At 60.0% G+C, this 22789-nt stretch carries 18 protein-coding genes and 3 tRNA genes; 13 read left to right on the forward strand and 8 right to left on the reverse strand.

Annotated features, from left to right (window positions below):
* Positions 1-58: 58 nt before the first annotated feature.
* From panB to RM533_RS10855, 3 genes are all read left to right on the forward strand, one after another.
* Positions 59-934: a 3-methyl-2-oxobutanoate hydroxymethyltransferase gene (gene panB, locus RM533_RS10845; RefSeq protein ID WP_311341253.1), complete on the forward strand. Its 876-nt coding sequence runs from the start codon at positions 59-61 to the stop codon at positions 932-934.
* 61 nt (positions 935-995) lie between these two features.
* Positions 996-2069, forward strand: a complete 1074-nt coding sequence (locus RM533_RS10850) for a DUF475 domain-containing protein (RefSeq protein ID WP_311341254.1) — start codon at positions 996-998, stop codon at positions 2067-2069.
* A 67-nt stretch (positions 2070-2136) separates the two neighbouring features.
* Complete coding sequence (locus tag RM533_RS10855) at positions 2137-2757, forward strand: winged helix-turn-helix domain-containing protein (RefSeq protein WP_311341255.1); 621 nt, start codon at positions 2137-2139, stop codon at positions 2755-2757.
* Here RM533_RS10855 and RM533_RS10860 read toward each other — a convergent pair.
* The 4 genes from RM533_RS10860 to efp form a co-directional block, all read right to left on the reverse strand.
* Positions 2745-4538, reverse strand: a complete 1794-nt coding sequence (locus tag RM533_RS10860; protein WP_311341256.1) for an SLC13 family permease — start codon at positions 4536-4538, stop codon at positions 2745-2747. The two genes, RM533_RS10855 and RM533_RS10860, sit on opposite strands and share 13 nt — an antisense overlap.
* A gap of 104 nt (positions 4539-4642) precedes the next feature.
* Positions 4643-4726 (reverse strand) — tRNA-Leu (locus RM533_RS10865).
* 59 nt (positions 4727-4785) lie between these two features.
* Positions 4786-5607: an inositol monophosphatase family protein gene (locus RM533_RS10870; RefSeq protein WP_311341257.1), complete on the reverse strand. Its 822-nt coding sequence runs from the start codon at positions 5605-5607 to the stop codon at positions 4786-4788.
* Between the two features lie 59 nt (positions 5608-5666).
* Entirely contained in the window at positions 5667-6230 is a 564-nt protein-coding gene (efp, locus tag RM533_RS10875; protein ID WP_311341258.1) for an elongation factor P, read from the reverse strand.
* 194 nt (positions 6231-6424) lie between these two features.
* Here efp and RM533_RS10880 point away from each other — a divergent pair.
* Positions 6425-6500, forward strand: a tRNA-Val gene (locus tag RM533_RS10880).
* A 54-nt stretch (positions 6501-6554) separates the two neighbouring features.
* Positions 6555-6902 carry a hypothetical protein gene (locus tag RM533_RS10885; RefSeq protein ID WP_311341259.1) on the forward strand — a complete coding sequence of 116 codons (348 nt, stop codon included), beginning with the start codon at positions 6555-6557 and terminating at the stop codon, positions 6900-6902.
* A gap of 49 nt (positions 6903-6951) precedes the next feature.
* Here the strand turns inward: RM533_RS10885 and RM533_RS10890 are convergent, their stop codons facing one another.
* Positions 6952-7128 carry a hypothetical protein gene (locus tag RM533_RS10890; protein ID WP_311341260.1) on the reverse strand — a complete coding sequence of 59 codons (177 nt, stop codon included), beginning with the start codon at positions 7126-7128 and terminating at the stop codon, positions 6952-6954.
* Between the two features lie 1255 nt (positions 7129-8383).
* On the opposite strand from RM533_RS10890, the gene RM533_RS10895 reads away from it, so the two are divergent.
* From RM533_RS10895 to RM533_RS10910, 4 genes are all read left to right on the forward strand, one after another.
* Positions 8384-10216: a glycoside hydrolase family 15 protein gene (locus tag RM533_RS10895; protein ID WP_311341261.1), complete on the forward strand. Its 1833-nt coding sequence runs from the start codon at positions 8384-8386 to the stop codon at positions 10214-10216.
* Between the two features lie 55 nt (positions 10217-10271).
* Positions 10272-11273, forward strand: a complete 1002-nt coding sequence (locus tag RM533_RS10900; RefSeq protein ID WP_311341262.1) for an SDR family oxidoreductase — start codon at positions 10272-10274, stop codon at positions 11271-11273.
* 85 nt (positions 11274-11358) lie between these two features.
* A complete protein-coding gene (gene otsB / locus RM533_RS10905; protein WP_311341263.1) occupies positions 11359-12093 on the forward strand; it encodes a trehalose-phosphatase in 735 nt (244 codons plus the stop codon).
* A gap of 26 nt (positions 12094-12119) precedes the next feature.
* Positions 12120-13499 carry an alpha,alpha-trehalose-phosphate synthase (UDP-forming) gene (locus RM533_RS10910; RefSeq protein WP_311341264.1) on the forward strand — a complete coding sequence of 460 codons (1380 nt, stop codon included), beginning with the start codon at positions 12120-12122 and terminating at the stop codon, positions 13497-13499.
* A 101-nt stretch (positions 13500-13600) separates the two neighbouring features.
* Here the strand turns inward: RM533_RS10910 and RM533_RS10915 are convergent, their stop codons facing one another.
* Positions 13601-14116 carry a hypothetical protein gene (locus RM533_RS10915; RefSeq protein ID WP_311341265.1) on the reverse strand — a complete coding sequence of 172 codons (516 nt, stop codon included), beginning with the start codon at positions 14114-14116 and terminating at the stop codon, positions 13601-13603.
* A gap of 126 nt (positions 14117-14242) precedes the next feature.
* Complete coding sequence (gene recG, locus RM533_RS10920; protein WP_311341266.1) at positions 14243-16351, reverse strand: ATP-dependent DNA helicase RecG; 2109 nt, start codon at positions 16349-16351, stop codon at positions 14243-14245.
* Between the two features lie 71 nt (positions 16352-16422).
* Between recG and RM533_RS10925 the strand changes: the two genes are divergently transcribed.
* The 4 genes from RM533_RS10925 to RM533_RS10940 all read left to right on the forward strand — a co-directional run bounded on the left by RM533_RS10925 (position 16423) and on the right by RM533_RS10940 (position 21330).
* Positions 16423-16725: an FAD assembly factor SdhE gene (locus tag RM533_RS10925; protein WP_311341267.1), complete on the forward strand. Its 303-nt coding sequence runs from the start codon at positions 16423-16425 to the stop codon at positions 16723-16725.
* Between the two features lie 81 nt (positions 16726-16806).
* The gene (mfd, locus tag RM533_RS10930; protein WP_311341268.1) at positions 16807-20328 is read left to right on the forward strand and encodes a transcription-repair coupling factor; all 3522 of its coding nucleotides are present in this window, start codon (positions 16807-16809) and stop codon (positions 20326-20328) included.
* Positions 20329-20381: 53 nt separating this feature from the next.
* On the forward strand, positions 20382-21173 hold the full coding sequence (locus RM533_RS10935) for an NAD kinase (RefSeq protein ID WP_311341269.1): 792 nt from the start codon (positions 20382-20384) through the stop codon (positions 21171-21173).
* An 82-nt stretch (positions 21174-21255) separates the two neighbouring features.
* Positions 21256-21330 (forward strand) — tRNA-Asn (locus RM533_RS10940).
* Between the two features lie 61 nt (positions 21331-21391).
* Here the strand turns inward: RM533_RS10940 and RM533_RS10945 are convergent.
* Positions 21392-22399: a DUF3644 domain-containing protein gene (locus tag RM533_RS10945; RefSeq protein WP_311341270.1), complete on the reverse strand. Its 1008-nt coding sequence runs from the start codon at positions 22397-22399 to the stop codon at positions 21392-21394.
* Between the last annotated feature and the right edge of the window lie 390 nt (positions 22400-22789).

The raw sequence follows: 22789 nt of genomic DNA on the forward strand, positions 1-22789 counted from the left end.
CTGCGGCTGTTCCAACGGGCGCTTTGCCATAATCGCCGGCATGTGCAAAAGCATTTGCATGTCCACTACTTTCCAGATCGATACGGCGACCAGCCGGGCCACGCCTACCCCTGCCCCGATGAAGCGGCTGACCGTGCCCAAGGTCATGCAGCGCAAGGAGGACGGCACCACGCAGGAGCCGCTGGTCATGCTGACCGCTTACACCGCTCGGCAGGCGCAATTACTCGATCCGCATTGCGACATGCTGCTGGTTGGCGATTCGCTGGGACAGGTGATTTACGGGCTGCCTTCCACGCTTCCCGTCACGCTCGACATGATGTGCGCGCATGGTGCCGCGGTCGTGCGCGGATCTTACCACGCGCTGGTCGTCGTCGACATGCCGTTCGGCAGTTATGAAGCATCACCGCAACAGGCTTTTACCAGCGCAAGCCGTGTCCTGGCACAGACCGGCGCTGCGGCGATAAAGATCGAGGGCGGCCATGCCATGGCCGAAACGGTTCGCTTCCTGTCGCAACGCGGTATACCTGTCATGGGCCATGTCGGACTGACGCCGCAGGCCGTCAATGCACTTGGCGGCTACATGGCGCGCGGCCGCAACGAAGCAGAGCATGCCCGCATCATTGCCGACGGCAACGCGATTGCGGACGCAGGCGCTTTTGCTGTCGTCGCAGAAGGCGTGGTGGAGGATATTGCGATCACTCTAACCCGAAGCTTGAGCGTGCCGGTCATCGGCATTGGCGCTTCGGCGCATTGCGATGGTCAGGTCCTTGTTACAGAAGACATGCTTGGCATGTTCGAGCGGGTGCCACGCTTTGTAAAAAAATACAGCGATATCGCCGGGATGATCGACGACACAGCAGCTCGCTATGCCAGCGAAGTCAGGGCCCGCACTTTTCCCGGCCCGGAGCAAGTCTATCGCGCAAAGTCGGACTGACGCAGCGCACAGGCTGCGCATCTCCTGTTCCAGCAACTCGCAATCCATAGGCTGATCGTTCTTGAAACTTCTTCTTACCCACTATCGCGGCTCTCTCGTCTTCACCCTCATCTGTCTAGCGCTGGGCGTGTGGCTTGGTTTTGAGCAAGGATCAGGCTGGGGCGGCATGCTGGAGATCCTGTGGATTGTCGTTGTTCTGTCGATCCTGGAAATTTCGCTTTCTTTCGACAATGCGGTGGTGAATGCCACCGTGCTGCGCGAGATGAGTGAGAAATGGCAGCGCCGGTTCCTGACCTGGGGCATCTTGATCGCGGTATTCGGCATGCGGATCGTCTTTCCGCTGGCGATCGTCGCTGTGGCAGCAGGCATCGGCCCGCTCGATGCCTTGCACCTGTCGCTGAACGAACCGGAGCGGTACGAAGCGATCGTGTCGGGCGCGCACATCGGGATCGCCGGTTTTGGCGGCGCGTTTCTCACCATGGTCGGGTTGCGCTTTTTCTTCGATGCCGAAAAGGACGTGCACTGGATCGGGAAGGTGGAGCGTTTCCTGAGCCGAATTTCCAACATACAGGCTGCCGAAATTGCCATTCTGGTACTGGCACTTTATTTCATCTCGCGTGCGCTGCCGGAAGCAGAGGCGCTGACATTTCTGGTATCCGGCCTGCTGGGTTTGGTCACCTACATCGTCGTTCAGGCCATCGGCACCCTGCTTGACATGTCCAACAGTGCCGCAGGCGCGGCGCGTTCGGGGCTTGGCGGGTTTCTCTACCTCGAAGTGCTGGACGCCAGCTTCAGCTTTGATGGCGTCATCGGCGCCTTTGCCCTTACCAACAACATGCTGATCATTGCGCTTGGTCTGTCCATCGGCGCGATGTTCGTGCGATCAATGACCATTCATCTGGTGCGTGCCGGTACATTGTCGCAATATCGCTATCTTGAAAATGGAGCGTTCTGGGCAATCATCGTCCTGGGCGCAATCATGCTGCTTTCGGCAATATTCCATATACCGGAAACGATTACCGGGTTGATCGGGGCAACATTGATTGGCTTGTCCTTGTGGTGGTCTATCCGACACAAGCGCCGTTATCCGGATGATCCGGCACAGGACCATGCCCACACCGCCTCTCCGCACTGACCAGGTCAGCACGCCGGCAGGGGTGGCGCCCGTCCTACGCAGCCTGACGTCAGTGCCACCCCTCCTGTTGGGGGGGAATGCGAACCAGCGTGCCGAATGGCTGCGCAGCGTCAAGGCGGCAGGAATAGATCGCTGGCCGCCTGATCTTGCCTGCATTTTCCTGAGCGGCGGCAATGCCATGGACCATATTTCCGCTTGCAAGGAACAGGGACGCACCGCGTTGGCGCTGGCGACCACAGCGCAGGTTACGGCCCGCGTGCAGGCCTTCAATGCAAAAACAGACGAGTTTCTGACGATCGGGCCGATCGACCCGGCTGAACTTGCTGCCCGCATAAAGCTGCTGGCAACAGGCGCTGCAGTTCCGGCGGAAGTTCGCCTCATCCACACAGGAGTGCCCCAGGACAATGCGACGCTTGTCCTCGACAGCAGGACATTTGCGTTACAGGGCCGTGAAATAAAGCTGATGCAGATGCTGCTCGATGCACAAGGCGGATTTGTCACCCACACCAGCCTGTTGACGAAGTTGTGGGGTGAACAGGCACGCAACAGACGGCACTATCTGCGTGTCGTTGTCAGCAAGCTGCGTGGCCGCATCGAACCTGAGCCGGAACTGCCGCGCTACATCCTGACCGAGCCGGCGATCGGTTACAGGCTGGGCGACGGCACTGCCCGGCTTCACATGCCATAGAAGAACACGAGCAGAATGGAGAGCGTGGTCGCCATCAACAGTACGAGCGGCACACCCGTTCGCAGATAATCGGCAAAAGTGTACTGACCCTCTTCCATGATGAGCATGTTCGTCTGATAAGCGATCGGCGTCGCGTAACACAGATTGCAGCCGAACAGCACAGCCAGCACCAGCGGTTCAAGCGGCAAACCAAGTGTGACAGCGATATTCATCGCAATAGGCGTGCCGACGGTCGCTGCCGCCGCATTGGAGGCAAAGTTTGTCAGAAGCGTGACAAACAGCATCACGCACGCCAGCACCGCAGCAGCCGGTAAATGCTGAAGCCCTGCTGACAGCAACAGGCCGAGCCACTCCGCAGCGCCACTTTCCAGAATTATCCGGCCAATGGCGATGCTGGCGGCGACCAGCACGATCACCTTTGCCGAGAGCGCGCGACCGACTCGGTCGAACTTCACACAGCCTGTCACAAACATGGCGATGGCGCCACCAAGCGCCGAGACGGCAATAGGCCACAGCCCGATGCTGGCGGACAGGACTGCGCCAAGCATGATCGCTGCTGCCAGCACTGCTTTGGAGCGGCGGGGCACTTCTTGGGCTCCTTTAAGCAGCAGCAGCCGTTCGGTGTTGGCAAATTCCTCGATTTCCACAAGCGAGCCCATGACCAGCAAGACGTCGCCAACGCGCAGCGTCAATTCGGAATATTCATGCCGGCCTGTATTCTCGCCCTTCTGCAACTGGTGCACGCCGAGCACGGCAACGCCATACTGCCCAGCTACACCGGAGGTGGGGATCGTCAGTCCGACGAGCCGCGAATCGGCAGTCACTGCCATCTCGACGACGACGACATCAGCGCCTTGCCGGCTGGCGGCGGTGCGGATCCGCTCCACCACCCAGGCCGGCGCAACCCGTGCCTTGAACATGCGCATGACCTCGTCGAGCGCGCGATGCGTTCCGCTTACCGGCAATCGCGCATTGGCGCTGATCGGCCTGTCCTGCGATCCTTCGAACGCAAACCCTTCCGGCAGGCGATCAGCCAGATCACGAGGAGAGAGCCCGATGAGTTCGTTGTCATTGTCGATCCGCAATGTCGCAGCAAACCGGCGATGCGTGCGCATGGCCGCGACGCCATTATCCGGCAGCAGGCGCGGCATCACCAGCCAGAGGTAGGGAATTGCCACCAGTGCAGCCAGCGCGACGATGTGGGTGAAGTCGAAAACCCGCATCGGCTCCATGCCCAGATCTTCTGCAATGGAGACCACAAGAAGATTGGTGGAGGTGCCGATGGTCGTCGCCATCCCGCCGATCAGCACCGCAGCATTGAGCGGGATGAGAGTCTGCGAAGCCGGCATCGCTCCACGTTCGGCCAGTTGTACAAACACCGGTAGCAGCAGGACCAGCACGGGCGTGTCGTTGATCATCATCGACATGCCCATTGCCAGCATGAGCGATACCAGCATGCCGAACTTGGCGTTGATCTTCCAGATCCGGCTGAGAAACAGCGTTGCAGGTTCGAGCGCTCCGGTCACAACCAGCCCACGGCCCATGATCATCAATGCGCAAATGGTAATCAGTGCCGGGTGCCCGAAGCCGGCAAATGCCAGCTCCAGTCCGCTCGTCGGTGCAGTACCGGCAAGCGGGTAGAAGTAGAGGCCAAGCGCAATGATCGCGATGGTGACAAGGCTGATGATCTCGGGCTTGATCGTTCCGCGCGCGAACGCGATGAACATTGCCACGGTCAATGCCATGGCAGCAGCAGCATGCAAAGATGGAGGCCCCGGCATAAGCCTATCGCCTTAACAGCAGGCGCAACGCAGCGCCACACGCCAAATGAGGGACTGACACCAGCGGAGTGCCAGCGCCCACTTCAGTGCTTGTCAATTACGGATGGTGCCCCTGGCCCGACTCGAACGGGCACGTCTTGCGACAAACGATTTTGAGTCGTTCGCGTCTACCATTCCGCCACAGGGGCTAAGTCGGACAGGACGCCGACCGGGTGAGGCACTGCCTTAGCCACGGCCGCGCCGCGCATCAAGCGGCCTTTGTCGCGCCCGCCAGAAGCTTGTGCAAACGCGAGTGGATTGCATCGTTCCCCGCAAGCACCGTTGCATCGCAGATCGGCGGGGAGCGCCCCCGCCAGTCGGACACGAAGCCGCCTGCCTCGCGGACCAGCAGGCAACCTGCCGCAGTGTCCCACGGGCTGAGACCGCTCTCCCAGAACCCTTCATATCGGCCCGCTGCGACCCAGGCGAGGTCCAGCGATGCGGCACCGAACCGGCGCAGACCGGCAACCCGGGGGCCGATCGCGTTGGCAATCCGGGACCATTGCGCAAAATCGCCATGGCCGCCGTAAGGAATACCCGTTGCAATGAGCGAATCGGCAAGATCGCGGCGGCTCGAAACCCGCAGGCGTGCATCCTGCAACCAGGCGCCACGGGTTTTCTCGGCCCAGAAGGTTTCGTCGGTGATGGGCTGATAGACCAGACCGGATGTAACCTCACCCCAGCCACTGCCATCAAGCGTCGGCTCCTGCACTGCGATCGAGATGGCAAAGTGCGGCATTCCGTGCAGGAAATTGGTGGTGCCATCGAGCGGGTCGATGATGAAGCGCGGCTTGCCGGGATCACCGGCAATGGAGCCGCCCTCCTCCATCAGGAATCCCCAGTCGGGTCGCGCTGACCGCAATTCGTCCCACAAGGTGCGTTCTGCCGTCTGATCGGCCTTGCTGACAAAATCGGCAGGCCCCTTGCGGCTGACCTGAAGGTGTTCAACCTCGCCGAAGTCGCGGCGCAGGCGCGATCCGGCCTTGCGCGCGGCGCGTTCCATGATGCGGATCAATCCGGAAAGGGCCATTTCATCTCGTTCCAGTGCTTGACTTGCCAGACGCGCGAACACCGCCCGGCCAGTAAGGTTCAGCCAGCCTTGCCGACGTAGCTGCGGTCGTAAACATCAACAATGATGCGCGTTCCGCTTTCGATATGCGGCGGCACCAGCACGCGCACGCCATTGTCAAGCACCGCCGGTTTGTAGCTGGATGAGGCGGTCTGCCCCTTCACCACGGCGTCCGCCTCGACGACCTGTGCCTCGACCTGTTCAGGGAGCGCGACGCTGATCGGCCGTTCGTCATAAAGTTCGAGCGTCACCTGCATGCCGTCCTGCAAAAAAGCCGCCGCATCACCAAGCAGGTCGGCAGGCAGCTGGATCTGCTCGAAACTGTCGGTGTCCATGAATACCAGCATGTCATCCTCGGCATAAAGGTACTGGAAGTCCTTGGTGTCGAGCCGCACCTTTTCGACGGTATCTGCGCTGCGGAAACGCACGTTGGTTTTGCGCCCGTCGATCAGGTTCTTCATTTCGACCTGCATGTAAGCGCCGCCCTTGCCAGGTTGCGTATGCTGGATCTTGGCAACCTTCCAGATACCCGTTTCATATTCCAGGATGTTGCCGGGACGAATATCGACGCCGCTGATCTTCATGCGATGAACCTTGCGTGTGATGAAAAATGATGGCCAGATGTCAGGCGACAAAGGTATGGCGGGTCCCTTAGCGGCTCACCCTCCTGGATACAAGCCGGCCCTCCCGTCCGGCCCGCCCGGCGCGGTTCTGACATCAGGCGAACGCGCGCGGTTGACGCATCTTGAAAAGCACCTTATCGGCCGCAGCGCTGCAGGGGCGGTTAGCTCAGCTGGTAGAGCATCTCGTTTACACCGAGAGGGTCAGCGGTTCGAACCCGTTACCGCCCACCAGCAGCCGGTACACACAGTGCGTCGGCGAGCCGAGGAAGCCTGGCTCCTGATCCTGTGGCTTTCAAATATCTGAACGGAATGGCGATGGCGGGTATCGTGTATGACGCTGCGTCCGCTTTTGTAAGCGGCAGGACAATGTTGCTTGAAGCGTCCGGCATGTCGCAGACCGTATTCTACATACATGCCGGCCTACTGATATTTACAGGCGCCTACATTCTTCTTCGAAGACGGCTTCGATCTTCCCTGCCCCTGATTGTCGTGATCGCGCTGGCGTTCCAGAACGAAATTGCCAACCATCTTGCAGGCCGCGGGCAAAGCAATCCAGAAGCCTTGTCCGACATTGCCACCGCAGCTTTCTGGCCCGCCGCCCTATTTCTGCTCATGCGCAGCAGAAAAGGCTGACCGCCGCCGCTGTTGTTCAATTTGCTACGGCGGCAGCAGTCAGAGTGCGTCAGGTGCGGTGGCTGCTTGCTGATCGCGCCTGCGGCTCACTACCGCGAGCCAGATCCTTGTTCTGAACATTGTCATCAGTCACCTGCTTCTTGGTGACAGAGCCTTTGCTCTCATCGGTCTGATGAGCCGGATCGTGATCCTGTTGCCGATCGGCCGGGTTTTTGGGGTTGTCCATAAGTGTTCCTTTCGGCTGTACAACGCATGCGAACGCGTTTCTATCCATCACCCTTTAATCCCATCGTCCTTTGATCGAACTTGGCGGCATGGTAAGCCCGCGCGCACGGCCAAAACCATGCAACTATCCTGATCAGACTTCAGGTCGTCCGGGATAGCTCCTGCATTTGCCCTCACCTTGGAACAGGCAGGGTCCACCGGCGCATCGTGGCCACACACAGCAGAATAGCTGGGCACAGAGCCTCATCGGGTCTGGTCCGGCCGGGCCTGCCTTGCCGTCTATGCTGCAGATCTTCAATTTGCGACGCGTCAAATCCAGCAATTGCTTCCCCATCGCTGTTCTCATCACCATATTTGGTCCGTGCGCGAACACCTGAGCGGGGACAAGGCTGGCACTGGACCCGGCAGGGCCTGTCCAAGATTTTCCCAGATCGGGCCCATCGCATCTTCGCAAGTGAACTCGTGCCGTTTCAAGGCGCAAGAGCACGGCGCACTCCGGCCGCCAAACCGATCAAGCTGCGCGACTTGCTCGTGCGTGAGGCGGCCAGCTGCTCGCGCGCCAGACGATGCGCTGCGCGAGGAACGTGACTGTCGCCGGGCCATGGTGCTCTATCGAGCCCAGAAACAGTGTCTGCTATCTTATAATGCTTGTTCCTCTGTTTTGGCTTTGCCGACCTGCGGGCTGACCTCGCCATCAGGTGGCGTTGAAGCAACAGACAAAAACCTGGCAGGATCTCAGAAGAGCGGAATGGGAACGTCACGCGAGCAGCGCGGTTGTGTGCATGACAAACTCTGCAGAAGCGGCCACCGCCGTTTTGTCTCGCATTGTGCGTGGAGAAGAAATCCGATGCAGGCCAAGGCTGGGCAGCAGGCGCACACATCGCCGGAACGCGTCTTCTACCGGAGATGAAAGTGGGCAAGCTTTTTGGTAATGTCGCGGACCCATTCACCGCTCTTCTGGGCGTTCGTGCGCATAATACCACCTCGCGCGCGCCACGGACGCAGACCTCGCGCGCGCCACGGACGCAGACTAGGGGCAGAAAGGCCATTGTGCCAGGCGCCGCCGCCGTTAGCGCCCGCCGAGTCGGCATTGCTGTTGTTGCAGATCGGCTTGCCACCTGCGCTTCCAAGGCGCTGCGAGACATGCCGGAGAGGGCAAGGGTGTCAGCTGCCACTGATATCAGCCGCGTAACTCCCGCTCTTCAGATCAGTGCTAATCTTCCGAACCGTTCCCTGCCCGAGGTTTTTGCCAAGCGATGAGTCCTCCACGAAAAGTTCAGGATTACGCCATTATCGGTGACGGAGAAACAGCAGCGCTCGTGCATCGCGACGGCGCGATGGAATGGCTGTGTCTTCCGCGCTTCGATTCCGAAGCCTGCTTTGCTGCAATTCTGGGTGATGCGGGCAATGGTTGCTGGCAGATGCAGCCCGATGATGCGATCGTTTTGCAAAGCCGCCGATATCGTGACGACACGCTGATCCTGGAGACAGAGTTCACGACTGCTCTTGGGCAGGTCGCCATCATCGACTTCATGCCGATGCGCGGCGAAGCGCCCGATGTGGTCCGAATCGTGGAAGGTCGGTCTGGCGAAGTTGCCATGACAAGCCGTCTGGCGCTGCGGTTCGATTACGGGCGCATCCACCCTCTGGTGCGCACAGGCCAGAGCAATGGCACCACGCTTGCCATATGCGGTCCCGATGGGGTCCGCCTCGATTTCGATGCCGATATAGCTTTTGAAAAACGCTGGTTCACCAGCCAATTCATGGTCAGGGCCGGAGAGCGCCGATCCTTCGTGCTGACCTGGTTTGCCTCGCATGATGCCGTGCCTGATCCTGTTGATCCTGAACTCGCGTTGCAGGAAACCTGTAGCTATTGGGAAAGCTGGATCAAGAAGGCGCGCGCTGGCGAACACCACCCTGCGCAGGTGCGTCGATCTCTGCTGACGATGAAGGCGCTGATCCACCGGCCTACCGGCGGCATTGTCGCGGCCCCTACGTCCAGCCTGCCGGAAACACCGGGTGGAACGCGCAATTGGGACTATCGCTATTGCTGGCTGCGCGATGCGACCTTTTCACTGCTTGCCTTGCTCCAGGCGGGTTTTGACGCAGAAGCGCGAGAATGGCTGGCCTGGCTGCGTCGCGCTGTTGCCGGTGAGCCGATCGACCTGCGACCTTTTTACCAGGTTGACGGTGGACAAAGGATTTTGGAGTGGGAAGCAGACTGGCTGGCCGGGTTCAATGGCACGAAACCCGTGCGGTTCGGCAATGCCGCAGTCGATCAATTGCAGCTCGATATCTATGGCGAGGTCATCGACACACTGCATACAGCGGCGCAGCATGGCATCGAGCCTGATGCAGATACGGACATGCTGATGAAGCTTGTCGCCGATCAGCTTGCCTGCACCTGGCAGCAACCTGACGCGGGTATCTGGGAGGCCCGCGGGGCTCCCACACATTATGTCTATTCCAAGGTCATGTGCTGGGTCGGTTTCGACAGAGCAGCAGACTGGTTCCGTCACAGCGACGCTGAACGTTCACACCGCTATGCCTCCTTGGCAGCTTTGGTGCGCGACGATGTCATGGCGCACGGACTTGCCGACGATCAGACCCGTTTTGGGGTCGCCTATGATAACGGAGCTCTGGATGCATCCCTGCTGCGCCTGCCCATGGTCGGTTTCATAGACGCCAACGACCCCATCATGCAGGCAACCACCCGCGCAATCGAGGACCGGCTGATGCGCGGGCATCTCGTGTGGCGCAACGACACAGAAAAGATAGACGACGGGGTTGGCGGGCTGGACAATGCTTTCCTGCCATGCTCGTTCTGGATGGCGGACGTGTGGCGCATGCAGGGCCGCCGAGACGAGGCAGTCGCGCTGTTTGCACAGCTTTGCGAACGCGCCAACGACGTTGGCCTGCTTTCCGAAGAAGCGAACGAACACGATCTGCTGGGTAATTTTCCACAAGCCTTGACTCACCTTGCGCTTGTGGTGACCGCGATCAATCTTGGCCGTGACAATGCACCGTGTGACCGACGTGCAGCGACTTCGCAGCGGGACAGGAGCGAAGCAGGTCTCGAGATTTCCTGACGGATCTGGAAAGAGCGGCTGTGAACGAAAAAATGCAAGCGAGGGGATTGATGCCATGAAAGAACGCCGTCCAGTGATTGTGGTTACCGGTGCGTCGGCCGGCGTTGGTCGGGCGGTCGTGCGCCGCTTTGCACAAGATGGCGCTGCAATTGGTCTTATCGCCCGCGGGCACGACGGGCTGCAAGGCGCTGCTGACGATGTGACTGCTGCAGGCGGCACGCCGTTGATCCTGCCGCTCGATGTTGCAGATGCCGCTGCGGTCGACGATGCAGCCGCGCAGGTGGAGCGTGAGTTCGGCCCCATCGACATCTGGGTCAATGCCGCTTTTGCAGGGGTGCTGTCGCGCTTTCTGGATATGGATCTGGAAGATTATCGCCGCGTCACGAACGTTACCTATCATGGCCAGGTGCATGGCACGATGGCTGCATTGAAGCGCATGGTTCCACGCAACAGTGGCAGTGTGGTGCTGGTCGGGTCGGCGCTGGCCTACCGCGGCGTTCCGCTGCAATCGGCCTACTGCGGAGCCAAGCATGCCATTCAGGGTTTTCATGATTCCATTCGTTGCGAATTGCTGTCGCAGCAAAGCCGCGTGCATGTTTCCATGGTGCAGTTGCCCGCTGTCAACACGCCACAGTTCGACTGGGTACGCACTAACCTGCCTCGCAAGCCAAAGCCGGCAAGTCCCCCTTATCAGCCGGAGCTGGCAGCAAAGGCAGTGCATTGGGCAGCCCATCACCGCCGCAAGGAGGTCGTTGTCGGCTTACCTGCGATTACATCCATCATCGGCGACAAGGTAGCATCCTCATTGCTGGACCATTACCTCGCCATGACCGGAATTTCAGGTCAGCAGGACAACGAAACGGCGGCGCCCGACCGTAAGGATAATCTCTATGAACCGGTGGCTGGTGATCATGGGGCCCATGGCAGGTTCGATGCGTCGGCCCGCACCGCAAGTCCGGCCTTGTCGCTGACGCTGCACCGGAAGATGGCCATGCTCGCAGGTGCAGCCGTCGCTGGAGCTGCCGGGCTCATCTGGCGTGCGCAGCAACGCGGATGATAATTCGGACGATGTTTCTCCATTGCTGCGACCGTGCCACGCCCGAGCAACACGTCACCGTCTCATCTGCGGCATGTCCTGTCTGATGGGCGATGCTGGACCGCCACCGCTGATCGATCCTGCGCGCGACGCGCTGTTTCTTGATTTTGACGGCACGCTGGTCGAACTGGCCGCTCGTCCCGACGCCATCGATGTGCCTGATCTCCTCATCGATCGCCTGCACCGGCTTGCCGAGCGGCTGGACAACCGGCTGGCGATCGTGAGCGGACGCGACATAGCCACCCTTGACAGCTTTGGCGTGGGAAAGCTGGCGCTGGCGGGCAGCCACGGCGCGCAATGGCGACTTGCCGACGGGAGCCAAGGCACCACAACCGCACCTGCAGGGCTGGACGACGCACGAGCACAATTCCGCCAGTTTGCCGCAAGCCATGAAGGCGTCATCTTCGAAGACAAGCCACTTGGCACAGCCCTTCATTATCGCCTGGCACCAGAGCAACAGGACGCTTGTCAGTCGTTGGCCGCTTGCCTGTCGCATCAATGGGGATTTCACATCCAGCATGGTCACGCCATGGTGGAACTGCGTCAGGGCGGCATCGACAAGGGCACAGCCATTCGCCAATTGCTTGAAAAGTCGCCATTTGCCGGCAGTCGGCCGATCTTCGCCGGCGATGACGTTACCGATGAAGCCGGATTTGACGCGGTCGAGTGGGCAGGCGGTCACGGTGTTCTGGTCGGAGCCAGCCGCCCCAGCGCAGCACGCTACCGGCTGCCTAGTGTTCATCAGGTGAACGAATGGCTGTCTGCCACGTTGAACCGGTGAACGGCGCCACTAGCAGGGACCAAACCATGAGCCGACTGATTGTAGTTTCAAACCGGGTGTCGATGCCGACCCCCGACAGTGCGCAAGGCGGACTGGCTGTCGCATTGCAGGCCGCCCTGCGCGAAAGTGGCGGGCTCTGGTTCGGCTGGTCCGGACGCGAAGTGGAAAAGTTTAACGGCAGCGTCAGCTTCGATGAGGTCGACGGCGTGCGTTCCGCCGTCGTGGATCTCGAACCGCAGGATGTGGAAGAGTATTATAACGGGTTTGCCAATCGCACCTTGTGGCCCCTGTTCCATTACCGGGTCGATATCGCCAAATACGATCGCACGTTCAATGCCGGTTATCAGCGGGTAAATCGCCGCTTCGTCGAACCGCTGCACGTGATGATAGAACCCGATGACATCATCTGGATCAACGATTATCATCTGATCCCCATGGGCATGTTGCTGCGGGAACGGGCAGTGAAGAACCGTATCGGTTTTTTTCTGCATACGCCCTGGCCGCCAACCCGGCTGCTGGTCTCACTTCCGCATCACGAACAGCTTATCCGCTCGATGTTCCATTATGACGTGATCGGCTTCCAGACGGCAGAATGGCTGGAAAGCTTCCATCATTATTGCGAACATGAGCTGGGCGCGTCCATCAAGGGTGATTACATCCATCTCGACGGCATGATGGTGCGTGCGGTAATCTGCCCGATCGGCATCGATTACCGTGATTTTGTCGACGGCATCGGCTCACCCGAAGCCCAGTCCATCGCTGACCGGGTGCGCAGGTCGCTACGGCAGCTGACAATGATTATCGGTGTCGATCGGCTGGATTATTCCAAGGGGCTGGAGGAACGGCTGAAAAGCTTTGAACATCTGCTGCACCAGCATGATGATCTGCACCGTGCCGTCGTGCTGATCCAGGTTGCTCCGCCGTCGCGCGGCGAGGTCGAACAATATCAGAAGGTGCGCGAGAAGCTTAACGAGCTTGCCGGGCGCATCAATGGCGAATTTGCCGAGGTGGACTGGACGCCGATCCGCTATGTCAATCGCGGCTATGCGCGGGCGGAGCTCACCGCACTTTACCGCGCCGCCCGGGTAGGACTGGTTACCCCTTTGCGGGACGGCATGAACCTTGTTGCAAAGGAATACATCGCGGCGCAAGACCCCGAAGATCCCGGTGTTCTGGTCCTGTCGCGTTTTGCCGGCGCTGCGGCACAGATGTCAGAAGCGTTGCTCGTGAACCCATATTCACCCGAAGAAGTGGCCGATGCCCTTCACATGGGGCTGAAGATGCCGCTGGGCGAACGCAAGCGCCGCTTCAACGCCTTGCTTCAGGGGATCAAGAAGCAAGACGTGCACTGGTGGCGCGCCAAATTCGTCGACCTGATCCAGAACAGCGAAGTCGTTCGGCCGTAAGCCTCGGGCGACCCTGAGCCTCGGGCGACCCTGAGCCTCGGACGGCCCTGAGCCTCGGGTCTGGACCCAAACACATCCGAACACGGGGTTGACGGGCCTAATCAGGCAGCAGGACTTTTTTCCAGCCTGCGCTTTTGAACCACCCCGAGCAGCCACATCAGGCCGGCGACATATGCCGCTCCCACCGCGATTGCCAGCGCCATGTCGACGTAAGGTGCATCGGCGGTGATTACCGGCACCGTCGTCACTGTCAGCAGCAGCATGAAGCTCATGTTGACAAAGCGTGGGAGCTGCTGCCGGATAAGCAGGTAAATCGCCAGGAGCACCAGCGCCAGCGAAACCACCAGACCGGCGGTGCCGTAATGTATCGGCATCAGATGCAAGGCAGCGGCAAGTGCCAGTCCGCCAAAAGCACCCAGCAGGCTGGGAATGAACTCTTCCCACGCAGAATGACGAATTCCGGTCCAGTAAAGAATGAACAGGAACCCTGCGTAAACCGCCTCGATCGCCAGCAGATGTGCCAGGGCAAGGAAGCCTGCAACTGCGATCACCACTGCCACAAGTACGATCAACGCCACGACCGGGCTTGGCGCCGGCTGCTCAACCTGTTCACTCATACCATCACCCTCATGCCCTGTGCCAAACGAACCGTTTGGCTCCCATTGCGTCAGTGATCACCAAAGGTGCTGCCAAGTCAATCGCGATTCCACTCAGAAAGGCAAAGCGGCCTTGAGCTTCTTGCGTCACCCGCCGCGCAGCAATTGCACGCCATAATCGCGTTCAAACAGGTAAAGCAACGTGCGGGCCGCCTCCCCGCGCGGCCCCTGAAGCCCGCCATCACGGTCGATCAGCAAGCGGGCATCATCGTGCGCTATGGCGATCATCGCACTGATCTGTTCCGGCGTCGCAACCCGGAACGGCGTATCGCCCGATTGGCGCGTGCCCAGCAATTCACCTGCGCCGCGCAGGCGCAGATCCTCCTCGGCCAGGCGGAAGCCATCCTGTGTCTCCCGCATCAGCGCGAGCCGGTCCCGCGCCGTCGCGGACAGGGTGTCACCGCGCAGCAGCAGGCACACCGATTGCTCCGCGCCGCGTCCGACCCGCCCACGCAGCTGGTGCAATTGGGCAAGCCCGAACCGTTCCGCCTGTTCGATGATCATCAAGGATGCGTTGGGCACGTTGACGCCGACTTCTATTACGGTGGTTGCCACCAGCACCTTTGCTTGGCCTGCGACAAAGCGCGCCATTGCCGCGTCCTTTGCTTCGGGTCGCAGCTGCCCATGAACCAGCGCTACGGCATCGCCCAGCATCTCGCGCAGTGTTGCAAACCTTGCTTCGGCCGCTGCAAGATCGGCGCTTTCGTTTTCATGCACCATCGGGCAGACCCAATAAGCCTGCCCGCCCGCTTCGACATGACGGACCAGTCCTGCGGCCACATCGTCGAGCCGGTCGAGCGCCACGACACGCGTATCGATTGCCTTGCGACCCGGTGGCAGTTCGTCCAGCCGGCTCACCTCCATTTCGCCGTATTGCGCCAGCGTCAACGTGCGCGGAATGGGCGTTGCCGTCATTGCCAGACAATGTGCTGTCTGCCGCGCCTTTCGCGTGAGCGACAGCCGTTGACCCACGCCGAAGCGGTGCTGTTCATCAACCACCACCAGCACGAGATTGCGGTAATTCACCGTGTCCTGGAAAATGGCATGGGTGCCCACGATGATGTCGATGCTGCCATCGAGCAGGCCCATCAATATGGCTTCGCGCGCCCGTCCCTTGTCCCGTCCGGTCAGGATGGCAATTTCCACTCCGGTACCCTGCGCCAGTTCGCAAAGGGTTTGATGATGCTGTCTTGCCAGGATCTCGGTCGGAGCCAGAAGAGCGGCCTGCCCGCCTGCTTCCACCGCGATCAGCATGGCGTTGAGCGCCACCACCGTCTTGCCCGATCCGACATCGCCTTGCAGCAACCGCAGCATCGGGTGCTGCTGCGCAAGATCGCCTTCTATTTCGCGGATGGACCGCTGCTGTGCGCCAGTCAGTGAAAAGGGCAACTGCAGCCGGCCTCGCAATGTGCCTGTGCCGATCAACGCCGGTCCGCGCCGGCGGCGATTGTCTGCTCTTACCAGCATCAGCGCGAGCGCAGAAGCAAGCAACTCGTCATAGGCGAGCCTGTTCCGCGCCTCTTTCCGGCCGCTGCGATGCGCTTCTTCCAGCGCATCGCGCCAGCTGGACCAGCCCTGTTTCTGCATCAAACCGGGCTCGATCCACTCGGGCAATGGCGGCGCAGGTTGCATGGCTTGAGCAACAAGGGACTGCATGCGATGGTTCGTCAACCCGTCTGTCAGCGGATAGACTGGCTCGCACAGCAAATCCGCACCCTGCAGCACGTTTGCAGCTTCGGAACCGTCGGTCGCACACGCGGCAACAGGCACAGGTGCGATGGGCGAGACATGATCGGGATGCACGATCTGCAGCGACTGGCCATATTCCTCCAGCCTGCCTGCAACTTCGCGCCTTTCCCCTACCGGCAATGCCTTTCTCGCGCCATGGGATGCGCGCCCGAAGTAGGTGAGGCTCACCATATCTCCTGCTTCATCACGCGCAACCACCCGGAATGGCGCGCGTCCGGCACTGGCGCGATGCTCGACCACGGTAAGCTGCACAATGATGTGATCGCCTGCTTTTGCATCGCGCAGCACCTTTACCCGCCGCCGTTCGACAAAGCGGTCAGGCAGATGATAGGCGACGTCCTTCACGCGCTTCAGGCCAAGCCGGGCCAGCGGCTTTTCCAGCCGCGGTCCCACGCCCCGGAGCGTGTCGGCCATTGCAAACAGTGGGTTGAGCCGTTCGGGACGCATGAACGGCGGCTATAGCCGGTTCCATCGCCGCTTGCACCGAGCCTTTGCGCCCGCTAACTCCTTTTTCCACAATGGCAGCAGAAACAGACGTTACTACCGACGCTTCGCCAGACCGGCCGGCACGGATCAACCGGGCGCGCTTTCGGGCATGGCACCGCGGCACCCGCGAGGCCGATTTCATGATCGGCGGCTTCTTCGACCGACATCATGACGGCTGGAACGAAGCCGATCTTGCCTGGTTCGAAGCCTTGCTGGACGAAGATGACGTCGATGTGATGGCATGGGCACTCAACGTCCAGACGCCGCCCGATCGTCTTGAGGGCGCCCAGATGGAAGCGATGCGTCGTCTCGATTACGTGCACATCCACAGATAGGCGTTTGGGATACGCCGCGGTCGCCGCCGGTTGTTTGCCCATGGAGCGAAACCGGCGGGATTATCATTGCGCAAGAGAGACATGACTGAAATTTCCCGCATCATCAATTCCAAACGGCCGCTGACACTGTCCTCGTTGGCACGCGGCGCGTTGCCGCTGGTCCTTGCCGATATCGCCCGCGCGACCAAGGGCCGGACATTGTTCATTGCTCCCGACGAACAGGCAATGACCGCCATTGCCGATGCCGCGCCGTTCTTTGCGCCGGAGCTTCAGGTAATCGAGTTTCCCGCCTGGGATTGCCTCCCCTACGACAGGGCCAGCCCTGCCCTGTCGACAAGTGCCCGGCGGCTGGCCGCATTGCAGGCCCTGCAAACACCGCGAACAGGCGCGCAGCTTGTCGTCACGACCGTAAATGCGCTGTTGCAGCGCGTGCTCACCCCGTTCCGCATTCGCGAGGCGACGCGCCTGCTCACCCCGGGGATGATGCTCCCGCATGAAAGCCTGATCTCGCTGCTGCAGCGGCAGGGCTACATGCGCAGCGATACTGCAATTGATGCCGGTGAGTTCGCGGTGCGCGGGTCGATCTTCGACATTGTGCCTTCAGGTCTTGGCCCGGTGGACAGGCGTATGGGGCTGCGGCTCGATTTCTTCGGAGACGAGCTAGAAACACTGCGCCTGTTCGATCCGGGCGACCAGCGCAGCACCGGGTCGGTGGACAGCCATCTGCTGCTCCCCGCCAGCGAGGCGCTGCTTGACGATGCGACCATCAAGCGGTTCCGCACGCGCTATCGGGAAATGTTCGGCGCCGGTGCCGTTTCCGATCCGCTGTACGAAGCTGTCTCGCAAGGGCGGCGCCAGGCCGGCATGGAGCATTGGCTGCCCTTGTTCGAGGAACGCCTCGTCACCCTGTTCGATCATCTGCAAGCAAGTGACGATGTCGCCATCATCGACGGCAGCGCGCTGCGTGCAGGAGAGCAGCGGCTGGAGGAAATCGCCGACTACCAGCGTGCACGGCGGGAGGCCGCCGGACAGTCGCCGGGCAGCTACCGTCCGCTTGCGCCCGATGCGCTTTACCTGAACGAAGCGGAGTTCAGGCAGCAGCTTGGTGAGTGGCCGGTCCACCGCACATCGATCTTTGCCGAGCCCGACAATGAAGGCAGCATCGATCTTGGCTTCTCCTCGTCGCGCGATTTTGCACCGGAGCGGCTGCAGGGCGAAAACGCCTACGCGGTTGCCGCAGCCCATCTTGCAGACAAGGCCCGCGCCGGCATAAAGCCCATCGTTGCTGCGTTCACGCAAGGATCGCGCGCGCGCATCGTCTCGCAACTGGCCGAAGCGGGACTGGTTGCCCCGGCTGTCGCAGAAAGCTGGCAAGAGGCACTCGGCCTTGCCGCCAAGGGTATTCCGGTTGCCGTTGTCCTGCCGCTGGAAAGCGGGTTTGCCGCGAGCAACCTTGAAGTCATTACCGAACGAGACCTGCTTGGCGACCGGTTGGTCCGGCGCAAGAAGCGCAAGAAGGATGCCGACGCATTCCTTGCCGAGCTCGCCGCGTTGACGCCGGGCGATCTGGTGGTTCACCTTGACCATGGCATCGGACGTTATCTGGGGCTTGAATCGATCAAGGTCGGCAAAAGCCCGCATGATTGTGTCACTCTGGAATACCACGGCGGGGACAAGCTTTACATCCCGGTAGAGAACCTCGACGTCCTGTCTCGCTATGGCAGCGACACCGCTGGCGAAAACGGCTCTGTCACGCTTGACCGCCTGGGCGGAGAGGCATGGCAGAAGCGCAAGAGCCGTCTCAAGGAACGCATCCGCGAAATTGCGCACGAGCTGCTGCGCACAGCAGCCTTGCGCGCTTTGCGCAGCGCGCCCGAAATCGAAGCCGATGCAGACAGCTATGGCAGTTTCGTCGACCGTTTTCCCTGGTCTGAGACAGAGGATCAGGAGCGCGCAATCGACGATGTGCTGGCTGACCTTGGCGCCGGTCGTGCCATGGACCGCCTGGTGTGCGGCGACGTCGGCTTTGGCAAAACAGAAGTTGCTCTGCGGGCGGCGTTCGTAGCCGCGATGAGTGGCCGGCAAGTGGTGATGATCGCGCCCACCACCCTGCTTGCGCGGCAGCATTATACGAATTTCTCGGAACGTTTCAAAGGCTTCCCGCTCAACATTGGCCGTCTTTCCAGGCTTGTTCCGGCAAGCGAGGCGACAGCGACACGCGCGGACCTTGCCGACGGCACCATGGACATTGTGATCGGCACCCATGCAATTCTGGCGAAGTCGGTCGAGTTCAAGCGGCTTGGCCTGGTGATTGTCGACGAGGAGCAGCGCTTCGGCGTTACCCACAAGGAGAAGCTGAAGGCGCTGCGCAATAACGTGCATGTCCTCACCTTGACCGCAACGCCGATCCCGCGCACCTTGCAGATGGCGATGAGCGGCCTGCGCGAGCTGTCCGTCATCCAGACACCGCCGGTGGATCGCCTCGCTGTGCGCACGTATGTCATGGAGTGGGACGATGTCGTCATGCGCGAAGCGTTGCTGCGCGAGCATCATCGCGGCGGGCAAAGCTTCATTGTGGTGCCTCGCATTGCCGACATGCCGGATATGGAAGCCTGGCTGGCGCGTTACGTGCCCGAGGTAAAGGCGGTGTTCGCGCATGGCCAGATGGGCGCAGGTGCGGTCGAAGAACGGATGAGCGCCTTTTACGAACGCAAGTATGATGTATTGCTGTCCACCACGATTGTGGAAAGCGGGCTCGACATCCCGTCGGCCAACACCATCATCATTCACCGCGCGGATCGCTTCGGTCTTGCCCAGCTTTACCAGCTGCGCGGGCGGGTCGGGCGATCGAAAGTGCGCGCCTATGCTTACCTCACGCACGCCAAGGGCGAAACACTGTCGCCGGTTGCTGAAAAACGCCTGAAGGTGCTGGGCGATCTGGATTCGCTGGGCGCGGGTTTCCAGCTCGCCAGTCACGACCTTGATATCCGTGGCGCAGGCAATCTGCTGGGCGACGAACAATCGGGACAGATCCGTGAAGTCGGCTTTGAACTCTATCAGTCCATGCTGGAGGATGCGATCCTTGCGGCCAAGGCGGGGGATGCCGGCATTGACGAGGACCGGTCACGCTTCAGTCCGCAGATCACTGTCGATGCGCCAATCCTCATTTCCGAGGATTACGTTCCGGACCTTGCCGTGCGGATGGCGCTTTACCGCCGCCTGAACGATGCCGCCGACACCGAAGCGGTGGAGGCGCTGGCGGCCGAAATGATCGACCGGTTCGGTGCCCTGCCCGATGCTGCGGAAAACCTGATCAGCCTGATCGGGATCAAGGCGCAGGCACTGGAGGCAAACATCGCCAAGATCGACGTCGGTGCTCGCGGCACACTTGTCAGCTTCCGCAACGACCAGTTCCCCGATCCTGCTGGCCTCCTTGCCTATGTCGATCGTCTGAAAGGCACCGCGAAACTGCGGCCCGACATGAAGCTGGTGATCAACCGGCAGTGGAATGACCCCAAGGCGCGTCTGAACGGCCTGCAGCAATTGACAAAGGGTCTTGCGGCGATCGTCCGGCGTGCTGCAAGGGTAAGCGAACCTGCCTGAGCGCGCCGGACGAGCATCCGGCCTGATAAAGCGCTGCGGCAACGGAGGCTTGCATGCAAAGATCACTCACAGGCTACGACCGCCTTGCGCTCGCCGTTTCTCCCACGCCGCGTGCGCAGGAAGCAGCGGCGGTCTTGCGGCACGCGCATGACTGGGTGCCCTGCGCACAGGCACAGGCAATCGTGGTCGTGGGAGGCGACGGGTTCATGCTTCAGACGCTGCACGGCATGCTGGATTCCGGGCACATAGTTCCGGCTTACGGGATCAATCTGGGCACGGTCGGATTTCTGATGAACCGGAACCGCAATTCCCGACCGCTTGCAGAGCGGCTTGCCCGCGCCCGTTCCCTTACGGTATCGCCGCTCTGGATGACGGCTGTGCGGCAGGATGGCACGCAGTTCAGCAGCTGCGCCATCAACGAGGTGTCCCTGCTCAGGGAAACACGACAGACAGCCAAGCTGCGCGTCACGGTGGGCGGCAAGGTGAGGATAGCGGAGCTTGCCTGTGATGGCGTGCTGGTGGCGACTCCCGCCGGATCTACCGCTTACAACCTTTCCGCCAATGGCCCGATCCTGCCACTTGCCTGTGGCCTTCTTGCGCTCACGCCGATCAGCGCCTTTCGCCCCCGCAGGTGGCGTGGCGCGATCCTGCCCGATCGACTGGCTATCGAGTTCTCGGTTCTGGAGGCGGAGAAGCGTCCGGTTTCTGCAGTGGCCGATCAGAAAGAGGTGCGCGACATCGCCTCCATCAGGATCGAGGTTGCCCACGAGCGGGATCTGACGTTGCTGTTCGATCCAGGCCACAGCCTTGATGAGCGGATCGTGACCGAACAGTTCGTGATCTGACGTCGGAGCCTCAAAAGAACGATTTGCCCGCTTGCCAAATATCGCGGCCCTGTTATATGCGCCTCTGCCCGCAAATGGCTGCTCCCCGATAGCTCAGCGGTAGAGCATTCGACTGTTAATCGAATGGCCGTAGGTTCGAATCCTACTCGGGGAGCCAGGCTTCCGGCATTATGGCGCAAAAGAACCTAGACCTTAGGTTGCGCTAATGCCGGGCTGTCTTAGGATGGTTCAGGCTCGAAGAGAGTGGCGTTCTTCTTCGTATATTCCTCATCGAATATCTTTATGGCGTTTGGATTGAAAAAGGACTTTTTGCTACTTTGCTTTTTTGACGGGTCCAGATATCGTTCGTAGCAAAGCTTGCGGTCACTCTTGACGGAACTCATGATCGTATGAAACTTTTTGTTCTGCTTGAAATTGCTGTAGCGCTCTTTCAATATCTTGATCAAATGGTGGTATCTCAAAGTGAAGCCTGGCGGCACGTTATCCTGCTCGACTACAACCGTCAGATCGGCGTCATTGCTTCCAACCATTGAAGCTTTGACCGCGTTCTCGTCTTTCTTCTTGATCAGGTCAAAATCAACCCTGACTGAGAAAGCGAAATTGGATTCATCCTTCGGAAGAGCACCTTCGACCTTCTGCATGTGAGAAAGGAACTTCGAAACCATCGTCGATGATTTTTTCGCGACAGCCTCGACTTCCTTCTGATCTAGATCGAACGACAACGGAATCGAGGCGATATTTAGGTCCGAGAACGTGACCCCAAACCATTGCTGTGTTGCAATAACGTAGTTGCGGACTGCCGCTAGCGAAATTTCGGACAACTTCTTTCGCAACAATGCGTCCGTTACAACAAAGTGGGTCGCATTATCACGGATTTCCATCAGAGCTTCGATGTTAGCGATGCCTAGCGTATCTATGCTGTCATTGGGGTAGCCGGCCACAAGCTTCCAGCATTTGTCGATCCCAATCGTCATGGGTGAACCAGAACGGGTTCGGATAATCTCCTTACGCTTGCTTGGTGTGCCATCTTTCTTTTTGCGGACGCGCTTCGCGTAGAGCGCGCTTGGCTTGCCTCCGGCTTCCTTCATCACTCGAGCTTTCAGAAGAAGCTCCCATGCGTTTAGCATGAGGATTGCGAAGGTTTCTTCCCGATACATCGCCGATGCCCGATTGTAGGTTTCAACCGCTGAAAGGCAGGCTGCTCGGGATTTGTGTACCAACTGCATGTATTTGGAGAGTGGCATTATCAGTTGGTGCTCGCTTCGGATAAAAAGGACAAATTTTAAAGGATGCGAGTGTTCACTTACCTAGCACCTCGCTCATTAAAATCTGTCATGGCAACTCCAAAGGGAATAGATCAGCCTTTTTCGGATTGCACATTCCGCCTTCCACAAGTTTTCAGGATACGCTTCTCCCCGAACATTGATCCTTCCTGACCGTCCAGCTTAATCAGATGCAATGTCGCATTTCAACCTCAGGTTCTCGCTCGAGACAGCATACAAGAACTGGCTTGGTGAGAAGTTCATTCTGGACGCAGAGATCGCTAAGATCCGCAAGGCGCTGCAGGGTCTAGCAGCGAAAGACGAGCGGCTTATGAGGGTTGAGCATCTGATCGA

The organism is Croceicoccus esteveae, from assembly GCF_031846435.1.
GTDB classification, from domain to species: domain Bacteria; phylum Pseudomonadota; class Alphaproteobacteria; order Sphingomonadales; family Sphingomonadaceae; genus Croceicoccus; species Croceicoccus esteveae.

Excerpts from the sequence above, each read along its gene's own strand:
- RM533_RS10915 (WP_311341265.1), bottom strand. The coding sequence starts at position 14,116 with ATGAGTGAACAGGTTGAGCAGCCGGCGCCAAGCCCGGTCGTGGCGTTG.
- recG (WP_311341266.1), bottom strand. The coding sequence starts at position 16,351 with ATGCGTCCCGAACGGCTCAACCCACTGTTTGCAATGGCCGACACGCTC.
- RM533_RS10935 (WP_311341269.1), top strand. The coding sequence starts at position 20,382 with ATGCAAAGATCACTCACAGGCTACGACCGCCTTGCGCTCGCCGTTTCT.
- RM533_RS10870 (WP_311341257.1), bottom strand. The coding sequence starts at position 5,607 with ATGGCCCTTTCCGGATTGATCCGCATCATGGAACGCGCCGCGCGCAAG.
- efp (WP_311341258.1), bottom strand. The coding sequence starts at position 6,230 with ATGAAGATCAGCGGCGTCGATATTCGTCCCGGCAACATCCTGGAATAT.
- RM533_RS10925 (WP_311341267.1), top strand. The coding sequence starts at position 16,423 with ATGGCAGCAGAAACAGACGTTACTACCGACGCTTCGCCAGACCGGCCG.
- RM533_RS10890 (WP_311341260.1), bottom strand. The coding sequence starts at position 7,128 with ATGGACAACCCCAAAAACCCGGCCGATCGGCAACAGGATCACGATCCG.
- RM533_RS10945 (WP_311341270.1), bottom strand. The coding sequence starts at position 22,399 with ATGCAGTTGGTACACAAATCCCGAGCAGCCTGCCTTTCAGCGGTTGAA.
- panB (WP_311341253.1), top strand. The coding sequence starts at position 59 with ATGTCCACTACTTTCCAGATCGATACGGCGACCAGCCGGGCCACGCCT.
- otsB (WP_311341263.1), top strand. The coding sequence starts at position 11,359 with ATGGGCGATGCTGGACCGCCACCGCTGATCGATCCTGCGCGCGACGCG.
- mfd (WP_311341268.1), top strand. The coding sequence starts at position 16,807 with ATGACTGAAATTTCCCGCATCATCAATTCCAAACGGCCGCTGACACTG.
- RM533_RS10910 (WP_311341264.1), top strand. The coding sequence starts at position 12,120 with ATGAGCCGACTGATTGTAGTTTCAAACCGGGTGTCGATGCCGACCCCC.
- RM533_RS10860 (WP_311341256.1), bottom strand. The coding sequence starts at position 4,538 with ATGCCGGGGCCTCCATCTTTGCATGCTGCTGCTGCCATGGCATTGACC.
- RM533_RS10895 (WP_311341261.1), top strand. The coding sequence starts at position 8,384 with ATGAGTCCTCCACGAAAAGTTCAGGATTACGCCATTATCGGTGACGGA.
- RM533_RS10900 (WP_311341262.1), top strand. The coding sequence starts at position 10,272 with ATGAAAGAACGCCGTCCAGTGATTGTGGTTACCGGTGCGTCGGCCGGC.